The organism is Bifidobacterium sp. ESL0704 (assembly GCF_029392075.1).
Taxonomy (GTDB): Bacteria; Actinomycetota; Actinomycetes; order Actinomycetales; family Bifidobacteriaceae; genus Bifidobacterium.
This window is the reverse complement of the sequence record NZ_CP113929.1, coordinates 465,573-485,294: the sequence shown is the minus strand read 5'-3', so window position 1 is coordinate 485,294 and position 19,722 is coordinate 465,573. Positions and strand designations below refer to the sequence as shown.

Here is a 19,722-nt window from a genome sequence, read left to right as displayed (position 1 = left end):
CTCACCGCGCACCGCCTTCGCCGTGTTCTGCAGTCGAGGTGGGGCCGGATGCCATCACGGCCTCGACAATCGCGTTCATCGGCGCCTCGCTCGCCTCCATCTCCTGGACCAGTTTGATCTGCGTACGGCAACGCACCAGATTGTGCTCGGGATAATCGGTGGCGAAATAGGTGTCGCCGGAAAGATAATCGGCCAGGAAACGCATACCGCATTCCAGCGTCATCATCCTTGCACTCAATGGCAACAGCTGCGCTTCCCGTTCGGTGATGCTTTGGCGAAGCTGGCCGACGAACCCTTCGGCATAGGCCCGGAACAGTTCGGTGCTGAAATGCACCTTGTCAAGGTCACGTTCGTCCTCCAGGGCCGTGGATGCGCCGAAACGTATGGAATCGCCAAAATCAAACAGCATGGAGCCGGGCATGATAGTGTCGAGATCGATGACGGCGCGGGCCTTGTGCGTGGTGGCATCCATCAAAATATTGTTCAGCTTCGTATCGTTATGGGTCACGCGCAGCGGCAGCGATCCATCCTTGAGCCCGTCCATAATCACCGGATAGACGTCGGCATGCGCATCATAAAAGTCGATTTCGGATCTGCAGGAAGCCGCCCGGCCGAGTTCGTCCTTTTCCACGGCGGCTTTGAAATCGAGGAACCGATGCGGGGTATCGTGGAAATGGGCGATGGTTTCGGTCAGCTGCGAGGCGTCGAAGAGTGCCAGTTCATTCTGGAAATCCCCGAAAGCCGCGCCCGCATCGCGGAAAACGGAAGCGTTGGGAACAAGATTGTAGGAAATCGTATGCTCGATGAACGCATACACCCTCCAGGCTCCGGTCTCGTTGTCGATATACGTGCCACCATCATCGCTGCGAATGATATCGAGCGTCTCTTTGCCCCGAGCTTTGAGAAAAGCGGTCACCAACTCGATATTGCGCATCAGGCTTTTGGTGTCGGGGAACACGTCGGTATTCATCCGCTGGAGAATGTACCTGCGTTTCGTCGTGGAAATCAGGTAGGTGACGTTGATATGTCCATCACCATAGGGGGTTATGCTTTGTACCTCTCCCTCCAACCGAAAGCGGGAAGCAACCAGCGCGAGCGCGGTATCAACACTTGACATAGGTATCCTCTTTCAAAGTCGCCTCATTACGTAAATGGAACCAATCAGCGGAAAAACATAAGCAAAACCGCTAATTGTTAATATTAGATACATAATTAGAATTATGCAATTCTCGCGTTTTATCGACTTCATTGCCCATATAGGCATAAATAAGTAAAGACTATATCCACGTATTTCTACCAGATACGATATATTGGTGATACCAATCACAGAAAGACAGCGTGACGATGTCCCCACAGCAATATGCGAATTCCCTGGTGCTCAACACCCCAGGAACAAGCACCAAGGCGAGCCCATCGGACGTCCGCAGGAACAACCGATCCTTGATTTTCGGGCTGCTGTTTCCCGATGCGCAATATTCGCGCGCCGAGCTCGGCCGCATAACCGGCCTTTCTCGCGTGGCCGTTTCCGACGTGGTGAGCGATATGCTCGACGAAGGACTCATCTACGAGTGCGGCTATGAAACAAAAGCCAGCGGGAAAGGCAAACGAGGCACTCTGCTGGGCATCGACCCCACACGGCTGAGAATCGTCACCGTCGATCTTTCGCAAAACCACCTTATCGAAGGCGCGGTGACCGACCTGCTCGGCAACTCATTGAATCACAGCGAAATCGCCCTCAGCGCCGCAGATCATGTCGATGAGCATACCATCATCGGGCTCATCGACAAGCTGATCACCGGAGTCGATCACATCATCGGCATCGGCATCGCGGCCACGGGTGTGGTGCAGGATGGCGTCATCCGTCAATCCACGGAATTCGACTGGCATGATTTCGACCTGAAGACGCCGATCGAGAAGCGATTCGGACTGCCGGTCATCATCGCCAACGATGTGGTCTGCTCCATGCTTACCGAGCGCTTTTTCGGTGCCGCAGGTTCCAACATGCTCTTCGTCAAGCTCGACCGCGGTATCGGCGCAGCAACGCTGATCAACGATACGGTCATCGTCGGCGAAAACCATGCGGGCGGAGAAATCGGCCATATCTCCATTGAGCCGGATGGCCCGAAATGCCCATGCGGCAAACAGGGATGCCTGGAAATGTTCGTTTCTGCGCCCCTGCTGCGCCAACGCATGTACGGCGCATCGGACGAAGACCAGGTAAAAATCCTGCAGGAAGCCGGACAACGGGTCGCAACGGCCTTGGCCATGCCCATAGGGCTGCTGGATATGGACGACATCTGCATCTACGGGGTTGCCGATATCATCAACGCCGCGTTTCTCAACGCCGCCCAACAGCAGCTTGACCGCACCACCACTTCGATGTTCCGCAAGCACGCCACCATCCGGCGCTGCGAATGCGGACCGAATGCCACCATACGCGGCGCCGCGATCACGATGGTGCGCGACTTCGTCAATCGCTGAAACCACAGAACGACGCAACGACGCAGGAAATCGGCAAACCGCGAACCCATTGAGCGCCAACGGCCTCCAGACCTCACCATACGGCTTTCGGCAACAACCCATACCCCGGCTCGCACAAAAAGAAACCGGCCGTCGCCACGCGCAACCATGACCCGGCCGGCTTCAAGCATCGCCTACAAACCGATAGACGCGAGATTCACAATCGATTCCATACGATGCCGTTCGCCTCGATATCAAAGTGCACCGAGTCTCCCTGAGGCAACCGGACCTCCGTTGACTGCGGTTCGTCGGTATTGTTGACCACACAGTACCAGCCGCTTTCCGGGAAACGGGCGAGTTCGCACTGCGGGTTGGACGAACTGTAAGCGAGGTAAGCGCCCTCCTTATGGCTGCCCCAGAACAGGGCACGCTCCAAAAGGCGAGCATTGACGGCCGAATAAGGGAGCCCGGAAATATAGACGCCACGCCCCCTGCCATACTCGTTGGCAGCAAGCTGAACCTGACCGCCTTCCGCCTTGAGCAACGTCACCTGTTCATTGATCGGGTAGGTATTGGCGATCGGTTCGCCGAAATCGATGGACTCGCCGCTCGGCACGTCTTCGGTGATGAAGTGGCGGGCCGTCACCTCCGGGAAGTACTTGTCGACCGAAAGGGTCTGGAAGCGTTCCTCGTCGACGCCGAGCACATCGGCCAATTGGAAGAACCGGCCTTGCCACGCCAGACTTGAGGGCTCGCCCACACCGACGAACGCACCGCCTTGGCGCACCCAGGAACGCATGATTTCGACCAGACGACCGTCTTTCCACACGTCCCCTCCCGTGAAGGAGGTATTGACCGAACCCGCATTGATGATCACGTCGATATCCGGATCGATGCCGCAAGCCAGCACATCATCGAAACTGATGAAACGCACATTGACGCGCATGCCGGAAAGCGCCTCAAGAATGCCGTAGAACGAATACGTCTGCTTGATGGGCAGCGAGTGCGCGACGGTGTAGGCCATCCACGAACGCATCTTGCCCCAGGAATTGAGAACGGCGACATTGAGGTCGCCCACGGCCGGCCGACCTTGGGTCTTGTCGCTCAGAAGCCGGAACTGGTCGGCGATATGGGTCACCGCGTCGACGAACTTCGGGAATTTCGCGGCCAACGAGAGATAGCCGCCATAACCCATGCGGTCGAGCGGGCTGCGCAGGATGGCCCGGCGCGCCTTGCGCCAATTGCTCCACGCCTCGATGCTCGGGTCATTGCCCTCATAGAACGTATCGGGGAAGAAGTACGGCAGGAAGCGGCCTTCGGTGTATTTCACGCCTTTGATGTCCGAGATCATACGGGTGGTGGTGCCGTCACCAACGGAGCCGACCACGGCATCCAGCCCCAGATCGCCGAAACCGTCCATATACGGCTCCGTACCGATCCATTGGTCGCCCAGGAACATCATGGCTTCCTTGCCTGCCTCATGGGTCATGGAGACAAGTTTCCTGACATTGCCCCGCACGAAATCGGAAAGGAAGCGTATCCAATCACGTTGCGCCTGGCGAGGAACACGGAACAACGAGTTGTAGCAGCCCTCGTCCACGAAATCCTCTGGACGAAGCCGATAGCCGAACCGGGCGGCGAAATCCTCCAGCGCCTGCGGCGAGACGGTGCAGGCGCAGCCGAACCAGTCGACGACTTTCTCACGATGGTGTTGGTCGAACAGGAGTGTGAACTGGTAGAAGAAGGTGGTGAAACGCACGACGTCGACTTCGGGATTGTCCTTCAGCCACTGCCCGAAGGTGTCGAAAACGAACTTTCTCGTCGCGGGATGGTAAATATCGAAGGGGATCTCGTGTTCCTTGTCGCCCCAATCGTTGGTCAGGTGGTTGTACATCTCCACCGGATCCCAGATGATATAGGCCAAAAACGAGACGGTGTATTCGTGCATCGGCACCGCATGGTGGATCACCGCAACGTTCTCTTCCGGCTTGAGGCTCCAATCCTTGGTAGGCACCACGGTGCCGGTGGTGCGATCGATGACCTCCCAATACCGGGCGGGGTCAGCGTCGTAATTCGGCTTCAGTTGTTCGGAAAAGAAGGTGTCCATGAAGGGGATGCACACGGTGCCGGAAGTGGCGAGCACACGCTGGCTCAACAGATAGACCTGCGGGGTCTCGTCCATATGCAAGGTAATCCATTCATTATGAGCGCGACAGGGGAAATACGCGCTATAGACCTTCTTGCCCAAAGCGAGGACCTCATCGTCCAGATGGGTGCCGTCCGAGTTGCGAATGGCGTCCGCCCCCCAAAGATTTGCCAGCTCCACGGTTTTGCGTGCGAAATGTTCCTCGCTGGGAATCGTGAATCGCCCTGTCGATGCCATATCAACCTTCCAAAATTTCTATATTGTGACTGCCCGAGGACGGTTGTGCCCCGGAACGTGATTATCTGTGTTGCCATCTGCAACGTGATGCGGGCCAACAGCGCGCTGGCCGATTGCGTATCGACAGAGTTGGGTTCTGAAGCCGAACATCGGGCTTCAGAACCCAATCGCCGATCATATGAATGTCGCTAGCCCTTGACCGAACCTGCCGCAAGACCGGCCTGCCAGTAGCGTTGCAGGGCCAGGAAGAGCACGATGACCGGCAGCACGCCGAGCAGCGCACCCATCATCAACGCCCCACGGTCGGTGAACACCGGCAGGGAGACCAATCCGTACAGGCCGAGCGTGACGGGCTTCAGGTTGTCGCTGGAGACCATCATCAACGGCAACATGAAGTTGTTCCACGTCGAGACGAACAGGAAGAGGAAGATCGTGACCATGGCCGGCGCCAGAAGGCGAAGCACGATGGTGAAGAAGATCCTTGCCTCTCCTGCCCCGTCGATGCGTGCCGCCTCAAGCAACTCGTCAGGCACGGAGCTTTGCGCGTACACACGGCCGAGGAAGAAACCGAACGGGGACACGCAGCAGGGGATGATGATGGAAAGCATCGTGTTGGTCAGATGCAGCGCATGGAAGATGGAGTAGAGCGGAATGGTCAGGAGCGTGGCGGGCATCAGCATGCATGCCATCACCACCCCCATAATCAGGCCTTTGCCACGGAAACTGAACTTCGCCGTGGCGTATCCCGCCATCACGGAGATGATGGTGCCGATGGCGGCCGACACCGCGGAATACAGCAGCGAGTTGAAGACCCAACGCCAGAAGTAGCTGCGGGTCCATCCCAGCAGCAGGCTGTAGTTGGCGGCTATGGCCGCCGGCAGCTTGTTCAGCGGCACGGAGAACCACAGGCCGTTGCTGCCGCTCATCTGAGCGGGTGTCTTGCTGGAGGCGATGGCGGCCCAGTAAATCGGGAACAGGAAGTAAATCAGCGCCACCACCAGCACCAGAACGGTGATGATTTTCACCTGCGGCGAAGGACGCATGGAGCGAGGCAGGTCGTTGGCCGCCTTGTCACGGAGTTTATCGGCTTTACGACGTGCGCGGCTTGCTCGAATATCTTGGGAACTCATTGCTCATTCACCTTGCTTTCGGCAAAGGCATAGCCTATGGCGAGCACGCCGGCAATCAATGCCATTACAATCGCTATGGCCGATGCCGGCCCGTCACCACCCGGTGTCAACGAACCCTGCGAAGTATTCAGGGCCATCATCATCGGCGTATACGACTTGGAAATTCCCTGATCCATGGTCTGCATGATCTGGGGTTCGTTGAACAGCTGGATGCTGCCGACGATGGAGAGAAGCACGGCAAGCAGGGCCGCTCCTCGGACATTGGGCAACTTGATTTTCATGGCTATCTGGAAATTGTTGGCGCCATCAATGCGCGCGGCCTCATACAGGTCATGCGGAATCGCCTGCAGAGCCGCCAGGAAGATGAGCATATTATAGCCGGTGAACGTCCATGTGGTGATGTTGGCCATGGAAACGATACGCATGCCGGGAGCGAAGAAGTTGACCGGTATGCCGATAGCCTTCAGTCCTTTGACGATCGGGGAAATCTGGTCGTTGTAGAGGAACACCCAGATGATGGAGGCCACAGCCCCGGGAATCGCATAGGGCAGGAAGTAGCTCAGGCGGAATCCTACGACGTGCTTGACGATGAACGAGTCAAGAATCATCGCCAACGCGAGCGCGATGCCCATCATCACCGGCACCTGGATGACGGTATAGATCAGAACCCTGCCACATCCGAGCCAGAAGTTTCTGGACGTAAAGACATATTGGAAGTTCGTCAGTCCCACGAATTTGTTAACCAGCGTGCCGCCGCCGTACGCACCGCCGCCCGTCGAGACTTGACGGAAGAAACTCGAATAGATCGCCCAGATAATCGGAAGGATGAACACCAGCGAGAAGAGAATGGCAAAGGGCAGCATAAACACCCATGCCCGTCGGTTCTCACGCTTCGCAGCGGATGAACGTCTTGTTTTCTTCTTGCCGTCCGTCTCCCCTTCTTTGGCCGGCGGCGCCGTCGTCGCCGTGGTTATTGCAGCCATATTGCATCAACCTTTCCTCTTCGATTTTCTTTTTGAAACCGGACTTTTGCGTTTACGGATATCCGGATTCCGTCATATGGCGGAAATGGCTGGCCGGGAGGCGCCACGCGGACGCACCGACCAGCCAAAACCACTACACCATTTTCGAACCGGAACCACTTACTCCTTGACCGGGAGGTTGTAGTTCTTCAAGGTGTCGACGGAGGTCTTCTGCGCGGAATCGAAGACATCCTTCATCTTCACAGAACCGTCAGCCACCTTGGCCGTCTTCTCGACAATGTCGGAATTGACAGCAGAGAAACCGGGGATGTAAGTGAAGCTGCTCATGTTGTCGTTCGCCGTGGCGAATTCCTTCATGAGATCCTCGCCGCCATAGAACTTGGCCCAGGCTTCGGGGGTCTTCGCCTTTTCGGTGGTGGCCGCCACGATCAGGCCCTGGCTGGTCAGGTCGGCGACCTGAGTGTTGAACCAATTGAGGAACTTCATGGCCTCGGCCGGATGCTTGCTGCCCTTGAGGACCGCAACACCGGAACCACCGTTGGGGCCCGTCTTCGTGCCGTTGCCGAACCAGTCGCCGAGCTGCGCCATACGCCAATCGCCTACCCCGTGTTCACCGGCGGAGCCCATGATCAACGGAGCCTCCCAGGCGCCACCCACGGTACCGATGATGGTGTTGTTCTGGATATCGGAATCGAACGTCGGCGACCAGCGATCGATGTAAAGCGCGGCCTTGGCGTCAACCAGCTTCTGGAAGGTGTCCGCCGTGGCCTTGGAACCCTCGGTGTTGGTGTTGACGGCCCATTTGCCGCCCTGGACCTTGTACCACGGGCCTGAAGCGCCGGCCATGCCGGACAGCCAGTTGCCGTCGGCCTGAAGGGTCATCATGTACTTGCCTGCGGCCGCCGTCTTCTGGGCATCCGCAATCATCTCATCGGCGGTCTTGGGCAGCTCGGTGATCCCCAGCTTGTCCAACTCGGCCTTGTTATAGAAATACAGCATCGGGCCGGTGTCCTGAGGAAGGCCATAGTACTTGCCGTCTACCTGCATCAGATTGAACGGCCCCTTGGCAAAATTGCCCTCATACTTCTTGGCCTCGCTCGTCACGTCCTGCAGCATGCCCTTGGTGAATACCTCAGGCACCTCGGCGTAACCGAGCTGAGCCAGATCAGGCCCGTTGTCGGCCTTGACGTCGGTTTCAAGCTTCTTGATCATCTCGGCGGACTTGCCATCGAACTTCGTGGCCTTCACCTGAATATTCGGGTTCTTGTCGTTCCACTTCTTGACGATGTCGTTGACCAGCGTCATCCCCTTGGAATCCGGCAGACGGTGCATATAGGTCAACGTGACCTTTTCTCCCTTGTTCGGCGTTGACGCATCGCTGTTCCCATTGCCGGCTCCACAGCCCGCCAAGCCCATGGCCAAGGCCGAAATTGCAGCGACCGAAGCCAAAATCCTCTTTTTACCTACCATTTCCACTCCTCTTCGAGCAATATGGCCATCACGACACCGTGAAGACCATTACTTGATAAAACGATAATCTTTTCATTTATACATCCAAAACGAAAGTGTACGCTGCAACGATTTCAAACCAAAAGCCGAGATTTTGCGATTTTCGACGTCAAAATCGTCAGACATCGAGACCTGATAGCATTGCGACTTCGCCACTTGGTCTTCAATAGCGCACGTGTTCACGTCCGTTTCCCGACAGCGCTGAATTTCTGAACTTGAATACCTCCTCGAACCTGAATAGGGAACAACCCTTACGGGCTTTCACCTTTGAATAAAATCTTCGTGTATCTCTGCACGCACTTTCAATGTACACTAAGTTTCCTAAAAAGAAAAATCATACAATATCCAGCGTTTCCATATCAAAAACATAATGATAACGCCATGAAAATACGGTCAAACACATTTATGTAAATATCATTATCATTAATAAGAAAAACATATTTTTCACATTTCCGGTCACCTCTACGCCCAAACCTGGAAGACACCGACGAAAGGCCCGACGACGAGAGGGGCAAAACGGTTGACGCCGATTCCCCGGCACCCGGAAGAATGGAGCAAATCGAAAGTTTGCGCACCCACCAACCGGGTTGCAATTGAGCTATCACTTCACCTCCCTGCCCCAGTCACGGGAAGCGCAAACCGTGAACACACAAATGCCACGAGCATTCCCGCGGCACTTTCGAAACAGGCAGGAGACGATGACAATCGTCCGGTTTCAACACTCAGTTGCTCAGAATCTCGGACTCGCCACCGCGCGTGAAGTCGAGGACGGCACCGGCAAGTTGAGGTTGGTCGCCCAGCGTCGGGTCACGCTTGAGCAGCACTTCGGCAGCCTCACGGGCATCGGCGATGATCTTGGCGTCTTTGACCACGCGCAGGAGCTTCAGGCCGGACTTGCCGCCGGACTGGGCGTCGCCCAATACGTCGCCGGCGCCGCGCAGTTCGAGGTCGGCCTGCGCGATCTCGGCCCCGTCGAGCGAGCCTTCGATGACCTTCAGCCGTTGCTCGGCGATGCTGCCGGGTTCGGCGCGCGAAACGAGGAACGCCCAGGAGTCGGTGCCGCCACGGCCGACACGGCCACGCAACTGGTGCAGCTGGGAAAGCCCATAACGATCGGCGTCGAATATCGTAATACAACTTGCCTGCGGTACATCGACCCCGACCTCGATAACCGTGGTCGCCACCAAAATCGGCGTCTTGCCAGATTCGAAATCGGCCATCACCGCTCGCCTGGTTTCGTCGTCATCCCGACCGGTCAACGTAGCGAATTCGATACCGGCGAACTGCGGCAACGACGAAAGCCTTTGCGCAATCTCATCGACGGCGTGCAGCGGCGGCTTAGGTTCGCGAGGCGTACCGTCCGCGTTCTCATCGCCGTAATCGTCAATCTCAACGAAATCGTCGTTGTCGTTTTCTTCTCCCGCGCGACCAGACTTTGCTCGCTTCGCAGGACCGTCCATCGCTGCCTCGCTCGAGGCCTCATCGGCATCAATACGCGGGCAGACCACGTACGCCCGCTCCCCCGCATCGATGCGTCGGCGGATGTGGACGAACATCTGCGCCATCATATTGCCGTCGGCTTCGGGCACGATGAACGTACGGATCGGCTTGCGCCCGCCGGGCAATTCGGTGAGCCAGGAAATATCAAGGTCGCCGAACCACGTCATCGCGGCAGTGCGCGGAATCGGAGTCGCGGTCATGACCAGCAAGTGCGGCGTCTTCTCGCCTTTTTCGCGCAGAATCTCGCGCTGTTCGACGCCGAAGCGATGCTGCTCGTCGATGACCACCAGTGCCAGGTTCGGCGCCTGGAACACCTTGGAAAACGCCGCGTGCGTGGCGATGATGATGCCGGGTTCTCCGCTGGCCGCCGTCGCGAGCGCCTTTCGCCGGGCCGCAAGCTTCATGCCGCCGGTCAGCAGCGTCACCGGAATGCTCGAAGACTTGCTTTCGGATTTCTGCCTGGCTCCGCCTTGATCGTTGTCGGCGCCATCCTGGTCTTCGGCATCACGGTCCGTCGTTTCGCCGCTCTCTTCGCCAGAGAGCTTGGCGGCCATGCCGCTGATGGTCTGAAAATGCTGCTCGGCGAGCACCTGCGTGGGTGCCACGAGCACGGCCTGGTTGCCGGAACCCACCGCCTGCAGCATCGCCGCGAGCGCCACCACGGTCTTGCCGCTGCCGACCTCGCCCTGCAGCAGTCGTTGCATCGGATAGCTTCGCCTCATGTCCTCGCATATGGTGTCGATGACGTCTTCCTGGCCTTGAGTAAGCGTGAACGGCAGCGAGTCGACGAACCGGCTGCGCAGCCCGGAATCCTTGCATTCGAACGTTTCGGCCTTGCGCGCGTCCTCGCGGTTTTGCAGCACGGAAATCTGGGAGACGAACGCCTCCTCATAGCGCAGCGTCGCCAAAGCCTCGTGGAACGCTTTGGTGGACTGCGGGTCGTGGATGGCGGCGAACGCGTCCGCGCGATGCATGAGATGCTTGGATTCAATCACTTCTTGGGGCAGCACGTCAGGGATTGCAGAGCGTAAGGCGAGTATTCCCTTCTTGTGATCGCCGGCATTATCAGTATCGTTCTCATCGATTGCCGCCTGATTCTTCGGCACTGCGGAACCGTCATCGGCATCGCCGGCTTTCTTAGGCCCCGCCTCCCCGCTCGCTTTCAGCGCATCGAGCATCGCGACGATGGATTCGTGGATGTGTTCGGTGGAGATGCGCGAATTGGCGTGGTAGACCGGCCGCGGCCGACAGACATGCCGCAGCGCCTCGTAGGCGGTTGACGCGTCGAATTTCAGGGCATTGAGGGCTTGAGCTTGCTGGGAATGCGAAGCGGGAACACCGGCAGTAGCCAATGCGCCACTTTGCGTTGGAGGCTGTGCATCGGCCCCGTTGGAAATGTCATCAAAAGAAAGTTCGCCGGCACTTGCGGAACCGGACGCTGCGACCGGGTCAACGAAAACGTTCGCGCCTTGCGGCATCACCGTGAGCACTTCGGGGTGGGTGAACTGCAGCTGGCCGTTGAACTCGGTGGGCGTGCCGGCAAGCACGACGTCCGCGCCCGAACGCAGGCGTCCGCCCATCCAGTCCATATATTGCTTTTTGTGCGAGAAAAAGACCAGCCTGCAACTGAAACCGGCCACCTGCCGACTTGCGGCGAACGCACCGTCGTCAACGACGGCCTCAAGGCGAAAACCACGACGGCCGCCCATGGGAATAATCCGAGAAAAGCGCACCACCGCCGCGAACGCCATCGGCATGCCGACCCTCGCTTCGCGGATGGGACGCAGCGGCACCGGCTCGGTGACACGGAACGGATAATAGGTCAGGGCGTCGCCGACGCTCACCACGCCAAGTCCTTTGAGCGCGCTGACCCGCCGTTTGTTGGCGATCAGCGAGGAAATCGGAGTGGTGAGGGTGACGGTATTGCTCATATCTTCATTCTATAAGAGGTAAGCGAAAGAAAGCGAATAACGACAAAGGCCTGCGCAAACCGCAACGCCAGCAGATACACCTCGGTCCCGATACCCATTGCGGGCACCGGGACCGACGGCTTCATCGCCGATATCCTGCCACAGCCCTAACCGGCTGCGCACTGGCAACGTATCGGAAGCCTTGTAGGCTCTGGCCGAAGCCATGCCTTGTACCGACGCCGTTGAGACGAGCCGCGGCACAAGGTACCTTTTTAGCGAATGGTTCAGCGCTTGGAGGCGTCATCCGACTTGGTTTGCTTGGCCATGCCGAAGGAGATGACGAACGCGACGATGGCCAGCGCCAGCGCGAAGGCGAAGCCCCAGCGCGAGCCGGTAACGAAGGCCATCGCCTTGCCGCCGGTGTGCGAGGAGGCTTGGCCGGCAGCCAGCAGAATGGTGGCCACGGCGGTGATGACCGCGCCCAAGACCTGCTGCATGGTGTTCAAGATGGTGGAGCCATCGGTCGACAGGTGCTGCGGCAGCGAGGCGAGCGCCGAGGACTGGGCCGGGTTCATCGCCATCGGGACGCCGATCATCAGGATGACATGCGCGAAGATGATGTATGCCACAGGAGCGGTCGGGCCTGCCAGCATCAGCAGGACAACGCCGATCATGGAGAGCACCAGGCCACCACGCACAAGCCACTTCGGGCCGACGATGTCGAAGAGGCGGCCGGAGAGCATGGAGACCAGCGCGTTGACCACACCGCCGGGCAGCATCACCAGGCCGGTCATGGCCACGGCCACGCCCATGCCGTTCTGCAGTTCCTGCGGCATCAGGTACATGGTGGCCAAGGTGATGCCGAAGTTCATCATCACAATCAGGGCGCAGGTGGTGAACTGGCGGATGCCGAAGGCACGAAGATTGATGATGGGGTTCGCCATATGCATCTGGCGGTAGCTGTAGAAGGCGACCGCAGCGATGCCGATGACGAGAATCAGGATGACCTGCCAGGTGAAGCCGATATCGCTGATCAGGCTTACGCCGAACACCAGGCCGCCGAAGCCGAGAATCGAGGCGATGCAGGAGATGATGTCGATTTTCGGACGGGTCAGCTTATAGGCGTTGACCATCCAGATGCAGGCGCAGACGAAAGCGACGGCTGCAATCACCGCGAAGAAGAAGAAAATCGCACGCCACGAGAACGCACCGATCAACGCACCGGAAAGGGTGGGGCCGATGGCCGGGGCGAACATGACCACGAGACCGGCCATGCCCATCGCCGCGCCGATCTTGTTCAGGGGGAAGACCTCAAGGATCACGGAGAACATCATCGGCAGAGCCAAGCCGGTCGAGATGCCTTGAATCATACGACCTGCCAGCAGCACGCCGAACATAGACGTCGGCGCGAGGCCCGAGATCAACGAGCCGATGAAGAACATGGCCAGCGCGAAAAGCAGCAGCGGCTTGGAGGGCACCCACTTCAACAGCAAGCTGGTGAACGGCAGCACGATACCGATGACGAGCATGTAGCCCACCACCATCCACTGCGCGGTACCCTGGCCGATGCCGAAACTTTTGCTCAGGGCCGGCAATGCGATGTTCATCGCGGTTTCGCTGAGCATGCCCAGAAAAGCCCCGAGATAAAGGCCGAGCATCGTCAGGTTCGGATGCTTGACGTCCACGCGTGCCTTCATCGCGCCTTTCGGTGTCTGCGACTGTTCGTCATGCTGCGTTTTCCCGTTTTCGGGCGCAACTGTCTGCGACATGGTAGAACCCATGTTTGTTCTTCTCCATTTCATACCCGCGTCTTATCACCGTTTACGGTTGCACGGGCCATTCGTGTATCACGCCTTGAAGCGCGCTTCCATTTACAAGGGTGACGCAAACCGCGTCCACTTTATATTGGCAGGAACCCCTCAATTCCAAAAGCAAACTTTGATTATTAGCGTGCCGGTGGACAACCGTATCAGCAATCGGCATAACGTGAGCATCGCCACGCCGCCGAATTCCGCCATCCGTTACCCGCTACGTACGATATGGAGCCAGGCATGAAAAACCTCCGACGTCGAATGACATCAGAGGTTTAGAAAACTGCTATTCGCGTTTTCACGCGGTTAAGCCCCGTTTACGGCTTGGCCGTTGCGATTACGTCAGCGGCGATACCCACTTCGGAATTCGCAGAGGTTTCACCTTCGGCCTGTGAGTTTTCTTCGAGCATCTCACGGTCTTCCTCGGAGCGAACCTCGTCATTTTCATCGTCCAAGTTGTCCACAGGGAACTTGAAGACGAGGGTCAGCAGGAAGGCGACCACCATGGCAACCACGCAGGAGATAACGTAGGTCACAAAACCGTGGCCGAAGAAAACGGGCAACGTGGCGATGCTGGGAAGCGCGAAAGCATGGGCTTGGACTCCGGAATATCCGGCAATGGCACCGCCCACACCGCCACCGATGCACACAGCGGCAAGAGGCATCTTACGAGGGAGGTTCACGCCGAACATGGCCGGTTCCGTGATGCCGAACAAAGCCGAGATACTGGCGGAAATACAGGTCGTCTTGAACGGCGCGTCATGGCTTTTGAGCATAACGGCCAGCGCGGCCCCTGCCTGCGCAAAGACGGGAGGTCCCATCAGAGCGAGTACCGTATCGCGCCCGGAAACCGCCAGATTGTTCATGCCGATAAGGATCAGGCTCCAGTGGAAACCGAAAATGACCATCGGTTGCACGGCAGCGCCCAGCAACAGGCCTGCGACGATCGGCGAAAGCGCATATACCCATTCGTATCCGGCGGCGAGTCCGTCACCGACCACTTTGCCGAACGGCCCAAAGAGCAGCAACGTCACCGAGCCGACGAACAGAACGCAGATCAGCGGCGTGAGGAATCCGCGAATCACTTCTGGAAGGACCTTGTCAAGCCACTGCTGCACGAAGCGCAGCAAACCAATCGCCAGAATGATGGGCAGCACGCTTGAAGCATATTTGACACCCAACATCGGTATGCCAAAGAAGGACAGAGTGGTGCCCTTTTCCTGCACTTTCACCAGCGCCGGATACAGCATCAGGCAGGCGATGACAACCGCGATATACGGATTGGTCTTGAATTGCTTGGCGGACGTATACGCAAGCATGACGGGCAGGAAGGTGAACACACACGATGCCATCGCGTCAAGCACTAGATACGTATTGCCGGACGCATCCAGCACCTTGCAACTGGTGAGGATGATCAGCACACCCTTCATGATGCCCGCCGCGGAAAGCAGGTTCACAATCGGCAGGAAAATCCCGGAAATACCATCGATGACGACGTTCAGCAAACTCTTTTTCTTGGCCATGTCATTCACTCACTTTGAAAGTTGTTGACCAGCACCTTGCCTTCAGGTACCTTTTCCTCTTCACCGTCGGACTGTTGTTTCGACTTTTCGATCGATCCGTCCACATCCTCCTTGTTGACGAAGTATTCACGTTCGTCGACGCCACGCAGGTAACATTGCAAAGCACCCACCAAGTTGGCGTCATTCCGGAATTTGCAGCTGACCACATCTGCCTGGGAGACAAAGTACGGGCAAGTCGCGTACAGCTTCTGCAGATTGGCGCGTATGGCTTCGATGAACGCAGGCTGAGCCGAGATGCCGCCACCGATGGCAAACCGTTCCGGATCGACGATGTTCTGAATATTGAATATCTGCACCGCGATGTCGTGGGCATAATGATCCAGGCAATCCAACGCGTCGGGCTCCCCCGCGTTCACCGCTTCAAAGAATTTCACACCATTGATGGAATCCGGATCCACGCCCTTGATGTTCGCATAATTCGCGCACAGGGCAGGCGTTCCACATTGGTTGCCCCAAACCCCTTCACGGGTCGGCCCTTCATCGTGCGAAGTGATGATGTAGCTCACTTCGCCGGCCGAGAAGTGCGGGCCGCGATGAAGCACATGGTTCTTGATGATGCCGCCGCCGATCATGGTTCCGAACAGCAGGACAAAGCCATCGCTCACATCCTTCAGCGCACCGACGGTCGCCTCCGCGGTGGCCGCGCACTTCGCGTCGTTGTCCATCACGATACGCACCGGGCAATGGCTGAACAGCTCATGACGAAGATAAAAATCGTCGTTGTAGCGCAACGCTCCGCCCATCGCGCAATATCCCTCGTCCGAATCAATGATGCCCGGCATCGAGATGGCAATGCCCTGTACCCCGGGCTCCTGCTTGAAAAGCTGAGTCAACGCCGCAATCAATTCATCACGACCTTCCTGCGGGGTGGGAATCGACCCACGGGAGGTAATCGAGCTGTTCTCCAACATATACGCATATTTGATATTGGTTCCGCCGATATCAATGGCCAGAATTTTCATGATGCATCCTTGCGTTATCCATACCTGTTATTCGAAGTTTCGGTGCATAGCATATCCCGGAATTTCGTAAAAAATTGATTTTGAAGCCACAATGCCGAATCGACGCCGATCGCACATTGCGCCTTGAAATGTTCGTCCCGTTTTGTTGTCGTTGGTTTCGACGGTGGTCTCATTGGCTAAAATCACCATCGAAACCAACGATCTTAATAACTTCGACGGCGTGAGAGAGACATTCTCATACCATCGAGCCGGCTATCGCCTACAGAGTGGCCATAGTCTTTCCGGAGCCGACAAGACCTTCGAAATCGGCCACGAAATCATCTACTGCCGCATCGATTGCAGCGTTCTTGGTCAGCGAGTCGATGACCGAAGACGCTATCGTCGCAGCGCCCACACCATGAACTGCCAGGTCAAGCACCTGCTGCGAGTTCTTGAAGCTCGCCGCGAGGACTTCGCAATGCAGGTTGTTGGCTTTGAAGATGTCGTGGATCTTGCACGCGACGCCGACTCCGTCGTAACCCATATTGTCGATGCGGTTGATGTACGGGGCGGCATATACCGCTCCGGCCTTCGCCGCTATGAACGCCTGCAAAGGCGTATAGATCGCGGTCGCAGTCACGTTGATGCCTTCGCCCGACAACTGCTTGATGGCCTTGAACCCTTCCGGAACGCTCGGAACCTTGGGGAACGTGTTGTCTCCCAGCTCCTTGACGATCCGATGGGCATCGGCGACCATGCCTTTGGCGTCTCTGGCGACCACCTGCGCGTGCAGCTCGCGATCCGGCCCGATAATCGAGCGAATCTCGTGCAGCACCTCGAAAGGCGGGCGTCCGGCCTTCGCCAGAATCGAGGGGTTGGTGGTCACACCATCGATCGGATAATACTCGACCAAGCGTTTGATGGCCTCGGTATCCGCATCATCAATGATGAGTTTCATGGTTATTTCCTTTCATTGCCAACAGTTCAGCGACCAATCGCGGATCGCGGATTACAGCGTCTGTTCCGTCCGCTCGATGATGTCGTCCTGGGTCGCCTTGGACAGCACCACGAAGAACGCGCTGTAACCGGCGACGCGAACGATCAGATCACGATGCTTTTCAGGATGGACCTGCGCATCAAGCAACGTTTCGCGGGAGACGACGTTGTATTGCACGTGGTAGCCGTGAAGCTTGTCGAAGAACGCACGGGTCAGCAAAGCGAGTTTCTGCCTGTTCTCCATCTTCGAAAGCACCTGCGGAGTCATCTTCTGGTTGAGCAGCACGCCTCCGGTGATGTCATCGGTGGGTAGCTTGGAGACCGACTTGAACACGGCGGTCGGGCCGTGCTGATCGGCGGAATGCGAAGGGCTGCAACCTTCGGCGAGGGGCTCACCCGCGGCACGGCCGTCGGGAGTGGCCAGTGTCCCGGCGCCCTGGGGAACATTCGCCGAAATCGAGCTGGTACCGGCATAGTAGATGCCACCGATCGGGCCGCGACCATACCTGGTGTTGTGGTACTTCTTCATTTCGTCGATATAGATGTCATAGGCCTGACGAATCAGCGAATCAACATAATCATCGTCGTTGCCGTACTTCGGCGCGGCCTTCATCAGCTCACGGATATGTTCGTTCTTTTCGCCCTGCCAATTGTCCTGCATGGCATCCCAGAGCTCTTCAGGCGTCACCTTCTTCTCTTCGAAGACCACTTTCTTCATGGCCGCGAGAGAATCGGCGAGATTGGCGATGCCCACCTGCAGATCGGAGATGAAGTCGTAGACGGCTCCGCCTTCCTTCATGTTCAGGCCGCGTTCGATGCAATCGTCGGTCAGGCAGGAGCAGAGGATATCCGCCGTGTCGTGTTCAAGTACCATATCGCAGGTCGCGTCGATGATGACACACTGCCGGCACATCTCACGAATGACCTTATCCCAGCACTGCATGACCTGATCGAAACTTGTGAAGTCCTTGAAATGCCCAGTGCCTTCAACGAGCTTCTTGCCGCTTTGAGGGTCGACGCCGTTGTTCATGGCAATCAGCAACGCCTTCGGGAAATTGAGGAAGCTCATGCCGGTGCAACGATAGCCCCATTTGCCCGGCACTGCCGTTTCCACGCAGCCGATAGCGGAATAATTGTAGGCGTCCTCGCGGGTCACACCTTTTTCGATGAAGCTGGGAATGATGACCTCGTCGTCGTTGAAGGCGGGCATGCCGAAACCGCAACGGACGACTTCGATGCACTCGTTCATGAAATCGTCCGGAAGGTTCTCATGATAACGGACGGTGAGGTTCGGCTGGGTGAGATGGCACTGGGCCACAGACTTCAGGATCAGCCAGCTCATGGGGTTGGTGGCATCGCGCGCTTCGCCGTCCACCAGCTTCTGGCCACCCACGGTGACATTCTGGTAGAGCGGTGAACCTGCGGAGAACTGGGTGTGGCTCCACGGGCGGACCTTGTTGATGGTGAAGGTCTTGAGCCACAGATTGCACATCAGCTCATCGGCCTCGTCCGCCGTGATCCGACCGGTCTTCAGATCGTTTTCATAGTACGGCCACAGATATTGATCCATACGACCATACGAAAGTGAATGGCCGTTGGACTCGAGCTGCAGCGTGAGGTGGATCAGCCAGACCGATTGCACCGCTTCGCGCAAGGTATGTGCCGGCTCATACGGCACATGATCCAGTGCCTCGGCCATCCCACACAGTTCCGAAGCACGACGTTCGTCGCCCCTCTGCGAGCATTCCGTGGCTTGCTGGCGAGCCAACGAGGCATATCGACCGGCGAATTCCTTGACGGCATCGACCACGATGAGAATGGCCCGATAGAAGTAGCTCTTATGAATGTTGCGGTAATCCGTCAGATCGAGAGCGTCAAGCTTTTCCTGGGCGCGACGCGCATAATCCTTCAGTCCCAGCTTCAGCAATCCCTCATAATTGACGGCGCAATGGGCGTCGCCCGAGGTGATGTTGCCTTCGGACTTGATGATGCCGAGGTCGTAGAACAGCTTGGAATGGGGAGGGAAGGCCGCCAATCCGCGGTCCTGAAGCGTGTTGTGCTTCCAGAACGGATAGATGGAACGCAGCTTTTCCTTGTTTTCCTCCGTGATGGTGAACACATCGCCATCGCGCTTTTCAAACTGGTCGAGTTCATCGATCACCCAGTCCATCGCATATTCCGGGAAAATCGGCGCCGACCTGTTCTTCGAAGCCTGGTTGCCGGCGATAACCGTCTCGGGCTCAATGAAAATCGGCATCTGTTCAAGAATCTCCTTGAGCATAATGGCACGTTTGATGGCCAAAGGCTGATCCTGCTGCTCCTGATAGACCTTGGTCGTGATCATCGCCCGATCGACATCGATCTGCGGCACTGCATCCAACAGCTGATCGCGGAAAGAGTTCATCCTGTCAGTGAGCTTTCCAAAATGTGAATCACTCATCGTACTTTCCTTTCATAAATGTAAGCTACATCACTTACGTAGCTTCAGAATAACGAAAGAAAGTTTTTTTGTCAAT

12 protein-coding genes are annotated in these 19,722 nt (G+C 57.3%); 1 reads left to right on the top strand and 11 read right to left on the bottom strand.

All coding sequences use genetic code 11. The annotated features are described in order from the left end of the window. Position 1: 1 nt before the first annotated feature. Positions 2-1,117, bottom strand: coding sequence for an aminoglycoside phosphotransferase family protein (locus OZX64_RS01595; protein WP_277173355.1), 1,116 nt, complete (start codon positions 1,115-1,117; stop codon positions 2-4). A gap of 227 nt (positions 1,118-1,344) precedes the next feature. On the opposite strand from OZX64_RS01595, the gene OZX64_RS01590 reads away from it, so the two are divergent. Next, positions 1,345-2,481 (top strand): ROK family transcriptional regulator, encoded by a 1,137-nt coding sequence (locus OZX64_RS01590; protein WP_277173354.1) that lies wholly within the window; start codon positions 1,345-1,347, stop codon positions 2,479-2,481. A gap of 196 nt (positions 2,482-2,677) precedes the next feature. Here OZX64_RS01590 and gnpA read toward each other — a convergent pair whose 3' ends face one another. The 10 genes from gnpA to OZX64_RS01540 all read right to left on the bottom strand — a co-directional run bounded on the left by gnpA (position 2,678) and on the right by OZX64_RS01540 (position 19,646). After that, positions 2,678-4,843, bottom strand: a complete 2,166-nt coding sequence (gnpA, locus tag OZX64_RS01585) for a 1,3-beta-galactosyl-N-acetylhexosamine phosphorylase (protein WP_277173352.1) — start codon at positions 4,841-4,843, stop codon at positions 2,678-2,680. A 188-nt stretch (positions 4,844-5,031) separates the two neighbouring features. Next, positions 5,032-5,973 (bottom strand): carbohydrate ABC transporter permease, encoded by a 942-nt coding sequence (locus tag OZX64_RS01580; RefSeq protein WP_277173350.1) that lies wholly within the window; start codon positions 5,971-5,973, stop codon positions 5,032-5,034. Then, a complete protein-coding gene (locus OZX64_RS01575) occupies positions 5,970-6,836 on the bottom strand; it encodes a sugar ABC transporter permease (protein ID WP_277174923.1) in 867 nt (288 codons plus the stop codon). Before OZX64_RS01575 ends, OZX64_RS01580 begins: the two co-directional genes overlap by 4 nt. Before the next feature lie 279 nt (positions 6,837-7,115). Next, positions 7,116-8,426: an extracellular solute-binding protein gene (locus OZX64_RS01570; protein WP_277173349.1), complete on the bottom strand. Its 1,311-nt coding sequence runs from the start codon at positions 8,424-8,426 to the stop codon at positions 7,116-7,118. A 761-nt stretch (positions 8,427-9,187) separates the two neighbouring features. Next, positions 9,188-11,896 carry an ATP-dependent DNA helicase RecG gene (locus OZX64_RS01565; RefSeq protein WP_277173347.1) on the bottom strand — a complete coding sequence of 903 codons (2,709 nt, stop codon included), beginning with the start codon at positions 11,894-11,896 and terminating at the stop codon, positions 9,188-9,190. Positions 11,897-12,159: 263 nt separating this feature from the next. Next, a complete protein-coding gene (locus OZX64_RS01560) occupies positions 12,160-13,656 on the bottom strand; it encodes an MFS transporter (protein ID WP_277173345.1) in 1,497 nt (498 codons plus the stop codon). Between the two features lie 347 nt (positions 13,657-14,003). Beyond that, positions 14,004-15,209, bottom strand: a complete 1,206-nt coding sequence (locus tag OZX64_RS01555; RefSeq protein ID WP_277173343.1) for a PTS transporter subunit EIIC — start codon at positions 15,207-15,209, stop codon at positions 14,004-14,006. Positions 15,210-15,214: 5 nt separating this feature from the next. After that, positions 15,215-16,231: an ROK family protein gene (locus OZX64_RS01550; RefSeq protein WP_277173342.1), complete on the bottom strand. Its 1,017-nt coding sequence runs from the start codon at positions 16,229-16,231 to the stop codon at positions 15,215-15,217. A 259-nt stretch (positions 16,232-16,490) separates the two neighbouring features. Next, positions 16,491-17,168 (bottom strand): transaldolase family protein, encoded by a 678-nt coding sequence (locus OZX64_RS01545; RefSeq protein ID WP_277156384.1) that lies wholly within the window; start codon positions 17,166-17,168, stop codon positions 16,491-16,493. A gap of 51 nt (positions 17,169-17,219) precedes the next feature. Continuing rightward, a complete protein-coding gene (locus OZX64_RS01540) occupies positions 17,220-19,646 on the bottom strand; it encodes a glycyl radical protein (protein ID WP_277173340.1) in 2,427 nt (808 codons plus the stop codon). Between the last annotated feature and the right edge of the window lie 76 nt (positions 19,647-19,722).